This window comes from Butyrivibrio sp. FCS006 (genome assembly GCF_000424525.1).
Taxonomy (GTDB): domain Bacteria; phylum Bacillota; class Clostridia; order Lachnospirales; family Lachnospiraceae; genus Butyrivibrio.
This window is the reverse complement of the sequence record NZ_AUKB01000008.1, coordinates 414,050-433,088: the sequence shown is the minus strand read 5'-3', so window position 1 is coordinate 433,088 and position 19,039 is coordinate 414,050. Positions and strand designations below refer to the sequence as shown.

Annotated in this window: 20 protein-coding genes; all 20 read right to left on the bottom strand. The window is 42.9% G+C overall.

The window, feature by feature from the left end:
- Positions 1-21 precede the first annotated feature (21 nt).
- Positions 22-891, bottom strand: a complete 870-nt coding sequence (locus G633_RS0101880) for a respiratory chain complex I subunit 1 family protein (RefSeq protein ID WP_022767210.1) — start codon at positions 889-891, stop codon at positions 22-24.
- Entirely contained in the window at positions 891-2,771 is a 1,881-nt protein-coding gene (locus G633_RS0101875; RefSeq protein ID WP_242838811.1) for an NADH-quinone oxidoreductase subunit 5 family protein, read from the bottom strand. The genes G633_RS0101880 and G633_RS0101875 overlap by 1 nt, the downstream gene beginning before the upstream one ends.
- A 95-nt stretch (positions 2,772-2,866) precedes the next feature.
- Positions 2,867-3,187, bottom strand: coding sequence for a metal-sensing transcriptional repressor (locus tag G633_RS0101870; RefSeq protein WP_022767212.1), 321 nt, complete (start codon positions 3,185-3,187; stop codon positions 2,867-2,869).
- A gap of 132 nt (positions 3,188-3,319) precedes the next feature.
- Positions 3,320-3,763 carry a MarR family winged helix-turn-helix transcriptional regulator gene (locus G633_RS0101865; protein WP_022767213.1) on the bottom strand — a complete coding sequence of 148 codons (444 nt, stop codon included), beginning with the start codon at positions 3,761-3,763 and terminating at the stop codon, positions 3,320-3,322.
- Between the two features lie 55 nt (positions 3,764-3,818).
- The gene (locus G633_RS17075; RefSeq protein WP_242838810.1) at positions 3,819-6,239 is read right to left on the bottom strand and encodes an HAD-IC family P-type ATPase; all 2,421 of its coding nucleotides are present in this window, start codon (positions 6,237-6,239) and stop codon (positions 3,819-3,821) included.
- A gap of 8 nt (positions 6,240-6,247) precedes the next feature.
- Positions 6,248-6,526 carry a cell division topological specificity factor MinE gene (minE, locus tag G633_RS0101855; protein ID WP_026518901.1) on the bottom strand — a complete coding sequence of 93 codons (279 nt, stop codon included), beginning with the start codon at positions 6,524-6,526 and terminating at the stop codon, positions 6,248-6,250.
- 14 nt (positions 6,527-6,540) lie between these two features.
- Entirely contained in the window at positions 6,541-7,320 is a 780-nt protein-coding gene (minD, locus tag G633_RS0101850; protein WP_026518900.1) for a septum site-determining protein MinD, read from the bottom strand.
- Positions 7,321-7,340: 20 nt separating this feature from the next.
- Positions 7,341-8,081, bottom strand: a complete 741-nt coding sequence (locus G633_RS17070; RefSeq protein ID WP_196804211.1) for a septum site-determining protein MinC — start codon at positions 8,079-8,081, stop codon at positions 7,341-7,343.
- Positions 8,082-8,260: 179 nt separating this feature from the next.
- Positions 8,261-9,214, bottom strand: coding sequence for a translation elongation factor Ts (gene tsf, locus G633_RS0101840; protein WP_026518899.1), 954 nt, complete (start codon positions 9,212-9,214; stop codon positions 8,261-8,263).
- Between the two features lie 36 nt (positions 9,215-9,250).
- Positions 9,251-10,006: a 30S ribosomal protein S2 gene (rpsB, locus tag G633_RS0101835; RefSeq protein WP_022767219.1), complete on the bottom strand. Its 756-nt coding sequence runs from the start codon at positions 10,004-10,006 to the stop codon at positions 9,251-9,253.
- Positions 10,007-10,262: 256 nt separating this feature from the next.
- Positions 10,263-10,994: a hypothetical protein gene (locus G633_RS19005; protein WP_026518898.1), complete on the bottom strand. Its 732-nt coding sequence runs from the start codon at positions 10,992-10,994 to the stop codon at positions 10,263-10,265.
- A gap of 15 nt (positions 10,995-11,009) precedes the next feature.
- A complete protein-coding gene (locus G633_RS0101825) occupies positions 11,010-11,999 on the bottom strand; it encodes a DUF6115 domain-containing protein (protein ID WP_026518897.1) in 990 nt (329 codons plus the stop codon).
- Between the two features lie 71 nt (positions 12,000-12,070).
- Positions 12,071-12,451, bottom strand: coding sequence for a hypothetical protein (locus G633_RS0101820; RefSeq protein ID WP_022767222.1), 381 nt, complete (start codon positions 12,449-12,451; stop codon positions 12,071-12,073).
- A 24-nt stretch (positions 12,452-12,475) separates the two neighbouring features.
- Entirely contained in the window at positions 12,476-14,053 is a 1,578-nt protein-coding gene (locus G633_RS17060) for a DUF342 domain-containing protein (protein ID WP_022767223.1), read from the bottom strand.
- Between the two features lie 13 nt (positions 14,054-14,066).
- Complete coding sequence (locus tag G633_RS0101810; protein ID WP_022767224.1) at positions 14,067-14,840, bottom strand: FliA/WhiG family RNA polymerase sigma factor; 774 nt, start codon at positions 14,838-14,840, stop codon at positions 14,067-14,069.
- 19 nt (positions 14,841-14,859) lie between these two features.
- Positions 14,860-15,201: a hypothetical protein gene (locus G633_RS0101805; RefSeq protein WP_026518896.1), complete on the bottom strand. Its 342-nt coding sequence runs from the start codon at positions 15,199-15,201 to the stop codon at positions 14,860-14,862.
- Entirely contained in the window at positions 15,198-15,683 is a 486-nt protein-coding gene (locus G633_RS0101800) for a chemotaxis protein CheD (RefSeq protein ID WP_022767226.1), read from the bottom strand. The genes G633_RS0101805 and G633_RS0101800 overlap by 4 nt, the downstream gene beginning before the upstream one ends.
- Before the next feature lie 15 nt (positions 15,684-15,698).
- On the bottom strand, positions 15,699-16,331 hold the full coding sequence (locus G633_RS0101795; RefSeq protein WP_022767227.1) for a chemotaxis protein CheC: 633 nt from the start codon (positions 16,329-16,331) through the stop codon (positions 15,699-15,701).
- Positions 16,332-16,345: 14 nt separating this feature from the next.
- Positions 16,346-16,840 (bottom strand): chemotaxis protein CheW, encoded by a 495-nt coding sequence (locus G633_RS0101790; RefSeq protein ID WP_022767228.1) that lies wholly within the window; start codon positions 16,838-16,840, stop codon positions 16,346-16,348.
- Positions 16,841-16,890: 50 nt separating this feature from the next.
- Positions 16,891-19,017: a chemotaxis protein CheA gene (locus G633_RS0101785; protein ID WP_026518895.1), complete on the bottom strand. Its 2,127-nt coding sequence runs from the start codon at positions 19,015-19,017 to the stop codon at positions 16,891-16,893.
- Between the last annotated feature and the right edge of the window lie 22 nt (positions 19,018-19,039).

The window sequence follows — 19,039 nt, the reverse complement described above, 5'->3', positions numbered from 1 at the left end:
TGATTTACTTCCCTTCTATTCTTATTTCAGTACGTTGAGGATCAGCAGATTAGTTCCTGCAAATACAAGGATAACTGCCCATGTTACTTTAAGCATTGTGATGTATTTTACTCGAGGGAACACATTATCAATAAGTGTCTCAAGGAAGAATACAACAATGCAGGCAATTATCGCCCAGATTCTGCTGATAGGGCTCTGCGTAATAAAGAACATTCCAACAATACCCATCATCAGGACTGTGTCATACCACTCAGCAATCTCAACAAGAGCAAGGTTTGAACCGGAAAGGTCTGTTGTAAGTCCCTTAACCATCTCCTGATGCATGTGGTGTGATGTACTCAGATCGAAAGGTGATTTACGAAGCTTGATTATCAGTATGAATACGAAGCCGATAAAGAAGCCGGGAATCTGAATAATAGCAGGTGAACTTGCCTTGACAAGGTCGTTTACCATGAAGCTTCCCTGTGCATAGTAGAATCCGATTGCAACAAGCAGGGTCATAGGCTCATAGCACATCATCTGCAGAAGCTCACGCTGTGCACCCATGATACTGTAAGGACCGTTGGTTGAAAAGGCAGCCATGACCATAAGTACCTCTGACATTGACAGCGCAAAGAATACAAGGAGCATATCTCCGCCTGCAAAGAAAAGACAACCTGTAAATACGGTCATGATAAGATATCCTGTCACAAACAGAACCTGGATACTGTTAACAACGGTGGTCTGTTTGTGAAGGAGCTTGTTTACATCATAGAAGGGCTGAATAATAGGTGGGCCCTGTCTTCCCTGCATACGTGCAGCAAAGAGTCTGTCAGTACCTGACAGAAGTCCTCCGATAAGAGGAGCAAGTATTAAGTATAATACGGCTTTTATAATAAAGTTAATTTCCATCAGATAGCACCTCCAACAACGATGATCAGCATTACTGCCACCAGGACAGCTGCTACCCAGATACAAGGCCAGAGAAGTTTCTTTTCACCAAAGTAATCTTCCATGTACCAGTTAGACATGTAAAGGGCTCTCTCCTTACCGAAGGAGTCAATGTAATGTCTGTCGTCGCCCGCGTTAACACCAGCTACATAAGACATTGTCATCTTGGAATTCTTACCGATAGAAAGGAATCTTGATCCAATAGGAATCATGAATACCATAGCAACCATGATCATCATGATGATGACATCACTTCCGCCGATAACATCAGGGATGTTAGCATGATATGCCTCATCAAGGATTGGCTGGATCATGTGGCCTGACATCCATGGGAATGCAAAGCACATGATGATGATAAGTGAAGTAAGAGGGAAAATTGAAACCAGCTCACTTCTTGGTGTAATATCTTCAAGCTCAAAGGACTGATGGATTACAGTACAGATCTTTCCAAGCCATTTAGCCCAGTAGAAAAGTGTGCTTCCTGAACCGAATACAAGGAAAAGAACCAGCCATACAGATCCTGAATCAACGAAGGACTTAAGAGCTGCCCACTTTGATACAAGCATTCCGAATGGGGCCATGAACATTCCGCAGATACCGATGATCATGATGAAAGCAAGTCTTGGAAGCTTGATAATAAGACCGTGCATATCCTCGATGTCACGGCTGTGCATACAGTTTTCGATATCGCCGACTGTCTGGAACAGAAGTGACTTGGAAACAGCATGGAAAAGAACCAGCATAACAGCTGCCCAAACACCTTCCTGAGTTCCTGTACCTGCGCAGGCAGTAATAAGACCAAGGTTTGAAATTGTTGAATAAGCAAGTACCTTCTTGCCGTCACTTACTGTAATAGCAAGAAGTGATGCAGCAAAGAATGTAAATCCACCGATGACAGTGATCATAACACCTGTCAGGGTTCCCTTCATAAGAGGTGAAAGTCTGATCAGCATATATACACCGATCTTAACCATTGTAGCTGAGTGAAGAAGTGCACTTGAAGGTGTAGGTGCAACCATGGCGCCAAGAAGCCATCTTGAGAATGGGAACTGTGCGCTCTTTGTAAGTGCAGCAAACGCAAACAGTGTAGCGGGTACAATAAGAGCAGCCTCCTTCATACCCATATCTGTAACCTGGCTTAAGTTAGAAATGCCAAATCCCATGTTGCAGATCATAAGTCCTGCTGCGAATCCGCATCCACCGAGAAGATTCATCCAAAGTGCTCTGAATGAATTGTCTACTGCTTCCTGTGTTCTTGTGTATCCGATCATAAGGAATGAGCAAACTGATGTGATCTCCCAGAAGAAATAAATCCAGCTAAGGCTGTCTGATGAGATAAGTCCAAACATTGCTCCAAGGAATACAAACATAAGAGCAAGGAAATAATTGGATCTATCCTGAACATCTGTGTGATGATGATGATAGTCCTTCATATATCCTGATGCGTAAATACAGATAAGGATACCTACGATACCTACAATGAGGTACATTACAGCTGCAAAGGTATCGATTCTGATATGAGTATTACCTTCTACAACTCTTCCTGTCAGGTCCATCCAAAGAACCGGGATAGTTCCTGCCAGTGAGAACAGGATCGCATAATATTTCTTGTACTTGATGCTGAGGAAGCATACAAGGCACATAAGGAATACTTCTCCTGCGATCACGAACTTATCAGGTAAGTGGGTGTTCTCAAGATACATAAACTGAGATGTATCTCCTGATGTGATAACGGTAATTGCCACATAAATAGCAGCTGCCATGATAGTAAACCCACCAATCATAATAACAGCACTTCTAAGACGGCTTGTCTGCTTAAGAAGTCCTATTATTACTGCCATGATAAATGGGAAAAGAATTAGAAAGTTTACTACGTCAATAATTGGAATAGTCAAGGATTTTCGCCCCTTTCACATACGATTCTCCAAGCCAAGGCTTAGGAGTTTTTCATAAATTTGTCGACAGCCTCGTTTAATTCAACGATAGCCTGTTCATCCCCGTCCTGAACTGCGTGAACAATGCAATGACTCATATGTTCCTTCAGTATCTCTTTTCCGCAGTTATTGATCGCGGATCTGACGGCAGCCAGCTGTATGAGTACTTCAGTACAATCTCTGTCATTCTCCACCATGGTCTTAACTGACTCAAGGTGTCCTATTGCCTTTGAAAGCCTGTTGACGATAGCTTTCATATGTTCAGGGTCATGATGATGCTCATGATGATGGTGATCATGATGATCCTGAGAGTGACCTGTCATATAAACCTCCATAAATAATGTGCGTTTATGTTAATTTTTTGACTTTCCTTTGTGAAAAAAATCAAATCCCCAATAAACGCACAACTGACCGAATAACATTATATTTCTGTTGACTAAAAAAATCAATAAAGATTATCTAACATTTCCTATAATCTTGTATAAAAGCTTGTAGAGTACTCCAGCCTCTTCTGCTGTGAGCTGTACACATGAACCCATTGCATCAGGAATAGAGAGTGCCTTTTCTCTTAAAGCCATGCCCTCTTCTGTGATTGAAACAACAAGATTTCTCTCATCCTCTGATGATCTCTCTCTTGTGATATATCCTTTTGATTCAAGTTTTTTAAGAACAGGAGTAAGTGTACCGGAATCAAGATAGAGACACTCACCTAAAGTCTTAACATTGACAGTGCCCTTCTCCCAGAGAACCATCATTGTGATGTACTGAGTATAGGTAAGGTCAATATCATCAAGGTAAGGCTTATATTTCCTGATAATCTCCTTTGAACAAGCATAAAGCGGGAAACAAAGCTGCTTTCCAAGTTTGAGTGATTCATATTTTTCTTCGTTAATACACATAATAATCTCCATCAAATCAAATTTTATACTATTAAATTATACCACAAAACTTGAATTATGTTCTTTTATCTTTTGTAAATGCTAAATTACTTTGAACCTTCTCCTCGACAAAGGTAAAGAACATAGTAAGATAGCGCATGAAAGGCTCTGTTGCAATTGCAAACAAAACAAACAGCATAGCACATTTCATTGATACATGGCTGATAGAGAACAGATCATTAAAGATGATTGCTGCAAGTATCATGCCAAGGATACAGCCTCCGATAACACGAAGTCTGTACTTATTAAGAGGATAACAGATGTTTGCCAGGATAATAAATCCGACTATTGCTAAAAGAAATGTTGAAGCAACCGAAACATCCACCTGATCCACGCCAAAAGTATTTCCAAATACCACCAGTGCTGCTATCGCCAAAAAGTCTGTAAGTGCTGCAGGCATAGCTTTTAAGAGAACCTTAATAAGGAAGTGACCTTCTATTCTCTTATTGTTGGGCTCCATAGCCAGGAAGAAACCGGGTATTCCTATGTTAAACAAGCTCACCATGGTAATCTGTGATGGCTGGAGCGGATATGTAACAACATTTATTATGGAGAATACAGCAAGCAGCAGTGAAAAGATATTCTTCACCAAAAACAGTGTTGCTGTTCTCTCTATGTTATTGATGTTCCGACGTCCCTCTGCCACTATTTTGGGCATGTTGGCAAAGTCATCATCCATGAGAACAACCTGAGCTGCCTGCACAGCTGCATCGGAACCGGCTGCCATTGCAACGCTACAGTCTGCATCCTTCATGGCAAGGATATCGTTTACACCATCACCGGTCATGGCAACGGTATGACCATCTCTTTTAAGGGCTTTTACAATCTTCTGCTTCTGCTCAGGAGATACACGTCCAAATACAGTGTATTCCCTCACAGCTGCTGGGATGTCACCATCATCGAGGGTGCTGGCATCCACATATTTATCACTGTTCTCAATGCCGGCATTGGCCGCCACATTTGATACAGTCATGGGGTTATCACCGGATATAACTTTGACATTTACGCCTTGTTTCTTAAAGTAAGCAAATGTTGCAGGTGCATTTTCTCTTATAGGATTCTGCAGCAGAATGAATACCAGAGGCACTGTCTTAGCCCCTGTAAGTACTCCGTTTGGAAGCTCAACTGACAGATTATCACTGTTTTCATCAATGACACTTGTTCCATCAGCTCCTCCTAAATAGCTTGCAAAGCATAGAACTCTAAGTCCAACGGATGCATAGCTGTTTATCAGGTCCTTGTAATTCTCGTATTCATCCTGAAGCACAAACTCAGGTGCTCCCATCAGATAGGTTCCGTCCTTGAACTGAACTCCGCTGTATTTGAATTTTGATGAGAAAGGATGGAATGATAAACATGTTCTGCTGTTTCTTATGGGGAAATAATCCTCAAGAGCATGCATGGTTATGTTGTCATCCGGAACGCATCCGATATAGTCAGCTATCAGATTAACATAGTAATCTAAAGCCTCAGGTTCCTTTGAACCGTCAGATAAAACAGCATCGGCTACAAGCATGCTGTTATCGGTTATGGTACCGGTCTTATCCACACAAATGGTATCTACTCTGGCCAGAGTCTCAATGCTTCTCATGTCATGAAGCATAACCTTCTGCTTGGCAAGTCTTATGGTACTAAGTCCAAGCGTAATGCTAAGGAGCAGATAGAGTCCTTCAGGGATCATCCCGATAAGAGCTGCCACCATTGATGGAACGCTCTCAGCAAAGGAATTGCCCTGAATAAAAAAGCTCTGAACAAAAAGAAGTATGCCAACAGGAATAATGATAAGTCCTGCAAAAGCAACAATCTTGTTGATGGATTTTACCATCTCGGACTGCTCTGAAGAAGGCATCTTCTTAGCTTTTAGCATAAGCTTTGAAATGTAGGAGTCCTGTCCGACTCTTGTCAGCTCTGCAAGGCACTTACCTGAAACAACAAAGCTTCCGGACATGAGCTCATCTCCGGATTTCTTGTTGATTTCATCCGCTTCACCTGTAAGAAGCGCCTCATTAACGGAAATCTCACCGTCAATAACTACTGCATCTGCGCAGATCTGGCTTCCGGCAGAAAGAACTATCACATCACCAAGAACAAGCTTGTCTACATACACAATCTTCTCTTCACCGTCTCTAATGGCTGTCACCGTGGTCTGGTGAAGGACCTTTAGCCTGTCTAAAATGTTCTTGGCCTTAATTCCCTGGAAAATACCTATAAGGGCATTACAGATAATAACCGGAAGAAAGGTAAGCGAATTCCATGCGCCGGAAATCACCAGCAAAATGGCCATAATAAAGAATATCAGGTTGAAATATGTGAATATATTCTCTCTGATTATTTCTCTATTGGTCTTTCCGATATTTTCAATTTGTGTGTTGCCTTTTCCCTGCTGCAAAAGCTCATTTACTCTTGCAGCTGAAAGGCCTCTGCTGTTACTGTCCATAATTTGGTTTATTTTACACTATGATTAATGTTCTTAATAGGAATATTGGCGTAAAGAGCGGGAACTGTCTTACCGCTGTTATCCTCAGTGTCCATCTGGGTGAAATTGATGTCAATTCCATCCATATCAATCTCAGCGTACTTAGAAAGCACTTCTATGATGTCGCTTCTTATTTTCTGCATTATCTCAGGAGAGCAGCTGGCTCTGTCAGATACAAGAACAAGCTTTAATCTGTCTTTAGCAACATCGCTTGATGATTTCTTTTTAAATATGTCTGTAATCTTCATTGCTCAGCCTCCTATCACTTTTTCTTAAACCAGGAAAAAAGCCCCTTTCTCGCTTCGAGATCAAGGAAAGGAACTGCCTCACCCGTAACTCTTCTGCAGATATTCATGTATGCCTGACCTGCCAGTGAATTGTCACCAACCAAAGGCTCACCGTTATTGGTGGCTACTACAATATTCTCATCATCCGGAACCTGACCGATAAGCTCTACTGCAAGAATATCCACAACATCATCCGCAGACATCATGTCGCCTCTCTTTATCATATCAGGACGAAGTCTGTTTACAACCAGCTGAGGATTCTTGATTTCATTGGCCTCTAAAAGACCTATGATCCTGTCTGCATCTCTTACCGCTGACACCTCAGGTGTAGTAACAACAAGTGCTCTGTCAGCTCCTGCAATAGCATTCTTAAATCCCTGCTCAATTCCTGCCGGGCAGTCAAGAATGATGTAATCAAACTCTTCTTTTAATTCATCTGTGAGCTTTTTCATCTGCTCGGGTGTTACGCTGGTCTTATCCCTTGTCTGAGCTGCAGGTAAGAGGAAGAGGTTCTCGTACTTCTTATCTCTTATAAGAGCCTGCTTCAACTTGCAGTTCTCCTCTACAACATCAACCAAAGTGTAGACAATTCTGTTCTCAAGTCCCATAACGACATCAAGGTTACGCAGTCCTATATCAGTATCAACAAGAACAACCTTCTTGTTAAGCTTGGCAAGACCTGTTCCAAGATTGGCAGTAGTTGTTGTCTTACCAACACCACCTTTTCCTGATGTAATAACTATTACTTCTCCCATGTTTTCCTCCTGAACTTCTTTTAAATCTTATAAAACTCTCTTAAAAATGATGCACCGTAGCCTGTCTTAACTATATGACCGTTCTCGATGTAGGCCACTTCCGGGTCTCCTTCGGTACTGGATAAGAACTTCTTTTTCTTTACCTTAAGCTTTGCTCCTTTTTCAGCATCCGGAGAAATGGCTATGGCATCTGCAATCCTTACCTGGATTGGACGAAGGTCCAGTGCCATGATGATAGCATCCCTGTCACCTCCTGCACCTGCGAAGGCATTGCCTCTTAATTCTCCAAGAATATAGATGCTTCCATAAGAAGTAACATTAGCACCTGGCTTAACATCGCCCATTACTACAATGCTTTTTTCACTGGAAATATCCTGCCCGGAGCGCAGATTGCCCCTGTAGATCAATGCGCTGTCATCAAATGTGTCATCAAGTGGCACGTCGATAGAAACAGGTTCCTGCTCAGGTTCCAAAACACCCATAGCACGCTTAAAGCCTGTTTCAAATACTGATTCATCGTCAATGATACAGGTAATTGTAAGGTCTGAATTTGCCTGAATGATTTCAACAACTCTATCGGTCTCTTCATCAGAGAGCTGCCTTCCTCTGATAAGAAGTCCCATATTGTTCCTGCCGAGAAATGATGACGCCTCTTTAAACTTATCCTTAATGGACAGGCAAAGATCCTCGAAAGATAAAGACGGATTCAAAACCAGAATGATGCCTGACTTTGTTCCCTTGATTGTTACTGCTGCATCCAAAATGAAATCACCCAACCTTCTTCATACAATATGTGCGTATTTCATCCCCAAAACGCACTATGACTAGTATATGACATTTGCCCTTAAAATTCCACATTCAAAGTGCACAAAATAATATTTGGATAACAAAAAGGAGCTTTGGATTAACCAAAGCTCCTGAAATGCTTTTCTTAAAGGAATTAGTTAAGAGTTCCTGCCTGCTTAGCAACTTCCTCAGCAAAGTTCTCGCTCTTCTTCTCGATACCCTCACCGGTCTCGAAACGAACGATCTTCTTGATCTTGAGGTTTGCACTGTTGTTCTTGCCAACCTGTGCAAGGTACTGAGCAACAGTCTGCTTGCCATCCTCAGCCTTAACGTAAACCTGCTCATTGAGGCAGATTTCCTTGAATTCCTTGTTAAGACGTCCGATAAGCATCTTCTCGATGATCTCCTGAGGCTTTCTCTTTCCTTCAGGAAGCTCCTCGTTCTCCTTCATAGCCTGAGCAAGAAGGATCTCCTTCTCGTGGTTTCTGTACTCCTCTGAAATATCCTCAGAAGAAATGAACTTAGGATTAAGAGCTGCAACCTGCATAGCTACGTTCTTAACAGCATCCTTGATGTCATCGTTAACAACATCAGTATCTGCCTCAACAAGAACAGAAATTCTTCCGCCGCCGTGAACATAAGGAACTACAATACCGTTCTCTGCGACAACCTTCTCAAATCTTCTGATGCTGAGCTTCTCAGAAATAACTGCTGTGATCTCGACAAGAGCATCGTTAACAGTCTTGGACTCGTCAAGGTTCCACTTCTCAGCCATGAATGAATCAAGATCCTTGGAATCTGAATTAACAGCCTGCTGTGCTACTGCCTCAACAAATGCCTGGAACTTATCGTTCTGTGCAACGAAGTCAGTCTCTGAGTTAACCTCAACAACTGCTGCTGTCTTGTCATCCTTTGTGGCGATTCTTGTAAGACCTTCAGCTGCGATTCTGCTGGCCTTCTTCTCTGCCTTCATGATACCGTTCTTTCTAAGGTACTCAACGGCTGCATCCATATCTCCGTTAGTCTCTGTAAGAGCCTTTTTGCACTCCATCATTCCGGCGCCTGTAGACTCACGTAACTCTTTAACCATTGCTGCTGTAATAGCCATTTATCTATCCTCCGTAAGGTTTATTTTATTCGATGATTAAGCCTCTACTGTCTCTTCTGCAGCTTCCTCTGCGCCCTCTGCGTCATAGTTAGCAGCTGCATCAGACTCTGCACCCTGATTAGCCTCGATAACAGCGTCTGCCATCTTACCAACGATAAGCTTTACTGCTCTGATAGCGTCATCGTTACCAGGGATGATGAAGTCAAGCTCTTCAGGATCACAGTTTGTATCACCGATACCGATAAGTGTGATTCCAAGAGACTCAGCCTCCTGAATGCAGATTCTCTCCTTCTTAGGATCTACAACAAAGATAGCATCAGGAATTCTCTTCATATCTCTGATTCCGCCAAGGTTTGCCTGAAGCTTGGAAAGCTCCTTCTTAAGCTGAGCAACTTCCTTCTTAGGAAGAACATCGAATGTTCCGTCTTCCTGCATCTTCTCGATAGCCTTCATACGAGCAATTCTTGACTGAATTGTCTTGAAGTTTGTAAGCATTCCACCGAGCCATCTCTCATTTACATAGTACATTCCGCAACGCTCAGCCTCTGTCTTAACTGCATCCTGAGCCTGCTTCTTGGTTCCAACGAAAAGAATTGTTCCACCCTGCTGTGCAATCTCGAATACTGCCTTGTAAGCCTCGTCAACCTTAACAACTGACTTCTGAAGGTCGATGATGTGGATTCCGTTTCTCTCTGTGAAGATGTATGGAGCCATTTTAGGGTTCCATCTTCTTGTCTGGTGTCCGAAATGTACACCTGCCTCAAGTAACTGTTTCATTGATACAACGCTCATTTTAATACCTCCGTTTGGTTTAATCTTCCGCAAATCCCTTACTCGCAAGTCCACAAGGGGCGTTATCCTATATGGTGAGCTCCGGGCTGATCAGCACTACTGACACCGGCCTGGAAGAAGGATATGCGTGTTTAATTGTTACTGCTATGTACCTTCAAATGGGCATAAATAGCCTATATGAGTCCACAGCTCTCTAATATTATCATAAGAGAAGCAATAAATCAACAAAAAAAGAAGCGGAAATTCCACTTCTTTTTTAACCTGTGGTTATTATCTTGGCTATCTGTTCATAAGTTGCATTTTCAGGAAAAGACTTGGTTCCTGATCTAATAATTCTATCAATCCTGTTTTCTACAAGATATTTATTAAAAGCTACTGCATCATCAACGATTCCTTCTCTTGCAAGAAGAGCAGCCACGCCATCACTTCCCATTCCTCCGGGGATTGTGATCTGTTTGGTTCCTGAATTGCTTGCTGCTGTATCTTCTGAAGGCTTTGTGGTTTCTGCAGATGTTGACTCTGTTGACGCCGCCTCACTAACTGAGGTTTCTGCAGCTGAACTTACTTCTTCTGATCCGCTTGTTGCAGCTGTGCTTGTTTCTTCTTCCTGTTTATTATCGGCAGATGCATCAGAGCTGCTGCTACTTTCTGCGATCTTATTTTCTGTTTCTTTCGTCTCTTCAGCCACTTCTGAAACAGGTGGATCTGATAGAGCGACTTCCGTGTTGACTTCTTCAGGTATTTTTTCTCCGATTTGATCCAACGCCTGATTGGATGAAGATGCATCATCGCTTCCTACCTCACTGTCTTCACTTTGTGTCTGGGTCAGAACCTCTGCCGAGCTTTCGATCATTCCAAGAGCCTTAGCTCTTTTTATGACCTCAGCATCGCTCATGGTCGCCTTTCTTCCCCCAAGGGCAAAGCCCATAACTATCGCAGTGAGAATTATTCCGATTCCCATACCGCGAAGATAATACTTAAGTTTCATGTACTGCTCATCCTCTTATCTGACTTTTCTATGCTTGTTTGAAAGATCGATTACAAGCTTAACTTCCCCTATACCAAGGCCAAGTTCTCTTGCAATGACCATATTTGACTTGCCTGCCTTGTGCATTTCAATGATCTGCTTATTCTGAGAAACAGGATCATTGGCTGTAAGTTCTTTCATATTCTTATCAGGGTTCTTGGATCTTCCTTCAACTCTGACAGCTTCGGTTATCTGAACAACCTTGGATGAAGTCTCTTCCTTTTCTTTTCCGCCTATCACATGGAGATTTGAAATCTGCTCTGAAGTAAGAACTTCCGCAGGAATCTCTTCCAAGATATCAAGTTCCTGTAAATTCTTTTCATCTACATATCCGCTCTCAACCGGTAAAGGTTCCGGTTCAGGCTCTATCTGACTGATGGCAGGTTTAACAGGCTCTGCCTTCTCAGGTGTTATTTGCTTTGGCTTAACAGGAATCTTTATTCCGCTTAATGTATCCTCAGTTTCATCTAAAAGAATCGCTCTTACATTATCAGGAGTCTGCGCCTTCAGAGAACTTGTTGCCTCCTGGGCTTCTCTGGCAGTAGCTTCTGCATCTCTTACAACTTGCTTGGCTTCATCGGCCTTTTTTGTTACCTCAGTGACAACATTGGTAAGATTCTTGTGTTTGTCATTGAGCATGTCATACATGAACATTACTTCGTCATGATTTTTGTGGATATCATTGATAACAGTATCAGAATACTCGCCAATTGCCGAAAGCTTCTCATTAGAGATGCGTTCCATGGCTCTTTCTGTTCTGTCCAGAGAATTCTCGACGGTGTCATCCACCATATCTTCGATGGTTTCCTTCTGATCCTCAACCTCACGTCTAACAAGCTCACGAATTTCACGTTCCATGAGCATCTTGTCTTCTTCGTCAAGCTCTTTTCCTGCAGGAAGAAGGTATCCCAATATGATCGCGGCAAATCCCGCGACGATGAGAACAATTTCTGTAATACTTATCATTTCTCCGCCCAATTACCCCACAAAAATTAAACGTACGTAAAAATACGTCTATTTATTATAATATAGATAGCTCAAATCTTCAAATCAAAACCGGATGAGATACGAAAATCAACAGGCTTTCCGTTTCTGTCAAGAATATTGCCTGCCATCTTCTCCATCTGTTCAACGGTGAGCTGTCTTTCAGGTGGGTTATCCCCGTTTTTCCCTCTCCTGTTTTTTCCACCGTCTCCCATGTATTCGTTTGAACCTTTGTCCTGCGCATCAGCGTTCATTCTGCCCTGGTCAATGTCATTTTTGGCATTGACGGAGTGTTCCTTGTTCTGAACCTCTTCTCTGAACTGAGCCTGAAAATTCTGCTGGTCCGCTACGGGCCTTGCCTCCTCGGCAGCCCTTATTGATGTGACATCTGTCGATGTCGCCATCACCCCAAAATCGATGTGATTGATTGACATGGGTCATACACCTCCTCTCTCCTCTTAGATCGGTGCTAGTCTCACATCCCCTTCTTTTATTACAAACCTGCTGTATTGAACAGGTTTTTTAACTATCATGGATAGCTCGCCTATACTTACTGTTGTGCCCGGATAAGCTGTCCCCTCAACAATTACATCAGCTTCCTTGGCCTCTGCAAGTCTTTCCATAAGTTCTGCATATTCAGTTGAATCCTGTTCGACCTGAGCGCTAAGAGTCTTATTGAGTTCAATAAGCTTCTTGGCATTAGCAACCTGATCCGGCGTGAACTTCGCTCCGGCCTTTAACATCTTGGTAAAGCCCTCAATAGTAGGTCTGATGCCTTCCAGGTTCTTATTGGCCGCTGCGATGCTCTTTTGCAGATCTTTCAGTCTTATCTTAACCTGTGGATCGGCGCCTACCTCAATAACTGTATTGGCTCCCATCTCAGATCCAAGGATCTTGGCTTTTATCCTGTCGGATGCGGATACTTTACCTCCGGCAATAAAGCCTCTTCTTCCGGTTACGTTTATCTCTGTTCCGGAAGATACTGTTGAATGGAGAATGCACTCGCTGGTTATTCCACCTCTTGCTGATATATTAGCATTTTCTATAAATTTTGTAACTACATTTCCGCCGGCCTTTATATTTCCACCTGCTTTTACTCCGCATTCAAGGATAACATCGGCGCCTGCATCCAGGTTAGCTCCTTCAACAATACCTCTTACAACAATATTTCCACCTGCTTTTACGCTGAAGTTGCTCGCAACAACGCCCTTTACTTCAACGCTGCCTTCAAAATCTATATTACCTGTGGCAACATCTACATTTTCAAGAACAAGGACGTCGGATACTGTGATCTTTCCGTCTTTTAAAGTAACATGGCCGGACTTTTCGGCAGTCAGTGTCAGTTTATCTTCGGAAAGAACAGTGTTTTTTCCATATTTAATAAAAGCGCTCTTTACAGCGTGAGGTTTAATATTCTCACCATGCACATTTATGCCTGGTTCACCGAGCTCTTCCGGGTGCAACGTAGCAAGGAGCTGTCCTGCCTGAACATTGTTTATGAGATTCAAATGGAAATAGTCCACACTGCCGTCTTCCTTTAGTGTGGGCTTTGCCCTCAGATTTGCATTAAAATGAAGTTCTATTTTGGCATCATGGCCTTCTTTTACCGGCTTACCCTGTGCCACAACAATCTCAGTACAGTATTTTCTGTGCTCAAAGAAATCGTGAATGTTATCAGTCTGTATGCCATAAGTCACCTTCCTGTAAGCAAGGGAATTCATGACTTCTTTCTCTGTCATGAGCTCCGCTCCTTCGCTGGGAGGGTAAAAAAATGCCGTGACAGTCATACGATCCTTTGAAATGTCGAATTTACAGCCTTCTCGCTCAGGAAGAAGCTGGGCATCTGTAAAGATAACAACATTCTCATCCGCCTTTGTCACAGCATCGTTAATAACAACTACATCATATTGAATTTTTCTATCATCCAGATAGTCCCTTACGTCATTGACGTTTAAGGGCTGCCCCCCATCGGTCGGTGCATAGACCCTGATCCCGGTTCCTTTTGGCGTTATAACCAGTTGAAAATACCCATTCATATTCTACCTCACATTATCTGGAACCTGTTACAATTCCAAGATAATCTCCAAGCTTTTCTCTCATCTTCTGGAGTGCTCTTGTATGAAGCTGTGACACTCTCGATTCTGAAACTTCCAGCACTTCTGCAATTTCTTTAAGTGTAAGTTCTTCGTAGTAGTAAAGAAGAATGACTTTCTTTTCTTTATCAGTGAGCTTTTCCAGTGACTCAGCCAGCATTTTCTTTAGCTCTTCTTTTTCCATAGCTTCTTCTGGTTTTACAAATGAAGAGCTTCTGTTGTTGGAATCTTCAGGTATATCCGATCCCTGTTCCATAAATTCATTGAGGGATACAACACCTGTTACCTTCATCTGATTCTGCCAGTTCTGGTACTCATCCTCACTGATCTCCATCTTGGCAGCAATCTCTGCATCCGTGGCAACATGACCTCCATCCCTTTCAATTTCTCGAATGGCGGCCTCGATTTTCTTTTGCCTCTGTCTTATTGTACGTGGAATCCAATCCATCTTTCTGATCTGGTCAAGGATTGCTCCCCTGATACGAAGGCTTGCATAAGTTTCAAACTTAACGTCCTTCATGAGATCAAATTTGTCGATGGCATCGATAAGGCCAAAGATGCCATAACCAACAAGATCGTCATATTCCACGTTAAAGCCAAGGTACATGCTAAGTCTTCCGGCGACCAGTTTTACTAAAGGTGCATACTCCAAAATCAGCTGCTCACGTATATCAGCTGATTTTGTCTTGTGATATTCTGTCCATAATTTATTTCTGCCTGCCTCATCCATGCAACTTTATCCCCAATTTTTAAAATTGTGGTGGCAATTCCTGACCTTCTCCGGTTTCGATTTCTTCGCCACCTTCCGCCTCCATTGCGGCTCTTGCCTCTTCCTCAAGGCGTTCTGCTTCGAGTCTCTCTGCCAGGGCCTTCTCATAGTTGATCTCAAGAAATCTGTTGAGCATCTTCTCAATGATGAGGCCAATGACAAGAAAGATCACTACCGAAGCAAATACGATAATGAAAAAATCTCCTGCCGGATAGTGCTTAAAGTACGTAAAGATCGCAATGATCGCAGTACAGCTAAGCACTATCAGCGGTGTGACAACCTTTGTATTGACTTTTTTAATTTGATCAATATCGGTATTCATATAATTTTCTCAGGCTTTCCAACTGCCCTAATTACAAAGTTTCCATTTTCCGGATAAAAAATGACCGTTCTACCATAGGAATCACCGGTGTCCTGAGCAAGTACGGGAATATTCATATCCTTGAGCTTTTTGAGTGTAGCCTGTACGTTTCGATCACCAACGCGCATTGTCTGGTTACTGCTCTGGAATGCAAACATCTGGGCGCCTCCGGCAATCTTGGCCACAAGCCTTTGCCTGCTGGCTCCCTTTGCCACAATCTGTTTTATCAGCTCCTCAATTCCCGTGTCAGCAAATTTCGGTATATTCGAATTGTTCTTGATCTCAGTTGAGTCCGGTAACATTATGTGTGCCAAGCCACCAATCTTGGTGACCGGATCCCTTACTGCAATTCCTACGCAGGATCCAAGTCCCAAAGTTGTTATTCCGTCAGGGCTGACACAAATATTCAGATCGGCCATACCAACCTTAATTATTTGACTCATATGTCGCCCTTTCGTTTAAAGCTGCACATCTCCCATACCAAGTGAAGAAAGAATCTTACTGTATCCATCCATATCGGGAAGGAGAATAAAATATCCACTAAGCTTCATTTCATCAAAGAACTGTGTTTCAATCAGCAGGATTTTGTCTCCCATCATACCAAACTGGATAGCAGGTACACTAAGAATCGCTGCAGCCATATCAATGGCAACGTAAGGAATCGACGGAACCATCTTTAAGTTAGTCATCATAGAAAGTGAATTCAAATAGGAACCTGTAATGATATTTCCTACTTCCTTAAGAGCTGACATCTCAACCTCGTCAAACTCTTCATCCTCAGACTTTGGTCCTGTCCCCATCAGCTTATCAACCAGGTGCCTTGCTGCCACTTTGTTGAGAAGGAACATGATACTTCCATCGATGTCACCCTCTACAGCAAGATAAATACCTGCCATGATCTGCTCTGCGCCGCCCATCATATCACCGACATCCTTAAAATCAAGGAGTCTTACCTGTGGTACAGCCATATCTACCTTTGTGCCGATCATCTGCGCAAGTGCTGTGGTTGCATTTCCGGCACCAATATTTCCCAGTTCCTTCAAAATGTCAAAGTATTGACTGGAAAGATTGTCAAGACTCATCTCACCCATATTTTATCCTCCGATCAGCCGGCGTTTTGTGCTTTCTCTTTTGCATCCTTCTCAGAAACAACTGCATCAAGATCAAGAATGGATACAAGACCACCATCGTAGTGTCCAACTCCGTTTACAAATGATGCCTCTGTCTTTCCCTTCTTGTCATCATAGCGAACCTTCTCTACATTGTTTGAATCAAGTGTGAGAACCTGATTAACCTGGTCAACTATGATACCAACAAGATCGCCTTCTCCGGTCTTAAGGATAATGATCCTTGTCTTTCCTGTAATCTCATCCTCGGCAAGTCCCATTTTCTTTCTTACACTCATAACGGGAACAATCTCGCCTCGAATATTGATAACACCCTTAAGATAATCATCAACCTTGGGAACTCTGGTTATCTGCTGCATCCTAACGATATTGTCAATGTATTTGATGTTAATTCCATATTGCTCGTCGTCAATTTTTATAATAATGTACTGAATAAGCTCGCCAGCTTCGGCTTTATCTCTAAGTTCATTCATATCGATATTCTTCCTTTCTTTTCACATAGAAGTAACACGCGGCCAAACTCTTAAATTACAGAGTTAGTATCAAGGATAAGTGCTATCTCACCATCACCAAGGATAGTAGCACCGCTTATGAGTTTACACTTAGATGTATACTTGCCAAGAGGCTTAATAACGATTTCCTGCTGGCCCATGAGTTCATCGATTACAAGTCCGTAGGACTGGTCTCCCTTTCTTGTAATAACAACTACCATGTCTTCGTCAGGAGACTTGGTGGACTCTGTATCAAGAACCTCATTAAGTCTTATGATAGGAGTTACGCTTCCACGAAGATTGATAACTTCCTTATTCTCAACGAGCTTTAAATCTGAAGGAGATACATCCTCAATACTCTGAATGGAATCAAGAGGAATAGCATACTTCTCATCGCCGATGATAACCATCAGAGCCTGAATAATAGCAAGTGTAAGAGGAAGTCTGATTACCCATGTTGATCCTTCGCCGAGCTTTGTTCTAACGGTTACTTCACCGGAAAGGGATTCAACCTTTGACTTAACAACGTCAAGTCCTACACCTCTACCTGAAATTTCAGATACCTGCTTAGCAGTTGAGAATCCGGGATGGAACAGGAGCTCTACGCACTGTTTTTCTGTTAAAAGAGCTGCCTGATCAGCGGTAACTACACCCTTCTCGATAGCTTTATTCTTAACAGCCTCAGCATCGATACCGTTGCCGTCATCACCTACCTCGATAACAACGCTGTTACCATCCTGGAAGGCGTGAAGGAAGATCTGACCAACTTCAGGTTTTCCGCGCTGTGCACGAAGCTCTGCCGACTCGATACCATGGTCTGCACTGTTTCTGATAAGGTGCATAAGAGGGTCACCGATCTCATCAACCACGGTACGATCCATTTCTGTATCTTCACCGGTCATGGTCAGTTCCATCTTCTTGTTAAGAGTCTTATTAAGATCACGGATCATACGAGGGAATTTCTGAAGTACGCTCTCGATAGGAACCATTCGAACTTTCATGACAGACTCATGGAGGTTGGTGGTTACACTCTCAAGGTACTCGATCTGCTCGTTAACATTTCCGTTTGTAACACCTGATGTATTTGCTGCTGAAATAAGTGAGTTCTTAGCGATGATAAGCTCACTTACCAGATTCATGAGTACATCAAGTTTTTCAATATCAACACGGACTGTTCTGTTTACAACAGGCTTTCCGACAGGCTTCTTTCCGCCTGCTCCGCCGGCTGCAGGTGCAGCTGCAGGAGTCTGTTTAGCAGGCTCTGCTGTGGGCTTTGGAGCCTCAGCTGCAGGAGCTGCTGCAGGAGCGGGAGCTTCTTCTTTATCTTCGGAGCTCTTTGCACCGTTTAGATCAAATTCTCCGCACTCACAGCCTTCAACCTCAGAAACAGCCTTTACTATTTCCTCAACCTTTTCCTTTGATTCATCTGTGATAACTATTAAACTGAAGCTGAAATCAAACTTCTCATCTTCGATATCCTGTGTTGAAGGATCGGAAACGGCAATCTCACCGATTTCTTCAAGGCCCTTGAAAACAAGGAAGCCTCTGGCTGCCTTCAAAATACAGGATTCCTGAATATGAACTGTAACACCGTAAATCTTCTTACCCTGTGATACAGCTTCTTCCAATGTAGATTTAACAGACGGATCGAGCTTAATTGCTCTGTAATCCGAAGAACCGTCAGCTCCGGCCGCAGGCGCATCACCACCAGACGGTGCTGCTTCAGCTGCAGGTGCAGCATCTGCTGCAGGCGCTGCATCTGCTCCGCCACCGCTTGTGCCATTACGTATATCTGCCAGAGCTTTAATTATATTCTGGTGCTCCTCAGTACCCTCGTCCTGATTTTCTGTGATATTGTCTACGTACTCCTGAATTGCATCAAGGCACTGCAACAAAACATCAATATCAGCAGATTTGATCTTGATCTTGCCGCCACGAACGTCTGAGAAGACATCCTCCATGTCGTGAGTAAGATTCTGCATTCTGGTATAGCCCATAGTTCCGGCCATACCTTTCATAGAATGCGCCGATCTGAAGATCTCATTGATACAATCTTCATTCTCAGGATCCTGCTCGAGAACCATGATGTTGTCATTAAGAGACTGAAGGTGCTCCTTTGCTTCATCGAGAAAGACACTTAGATACTGGGAAACATCCATAACCTATTTACCTCCATGAGAA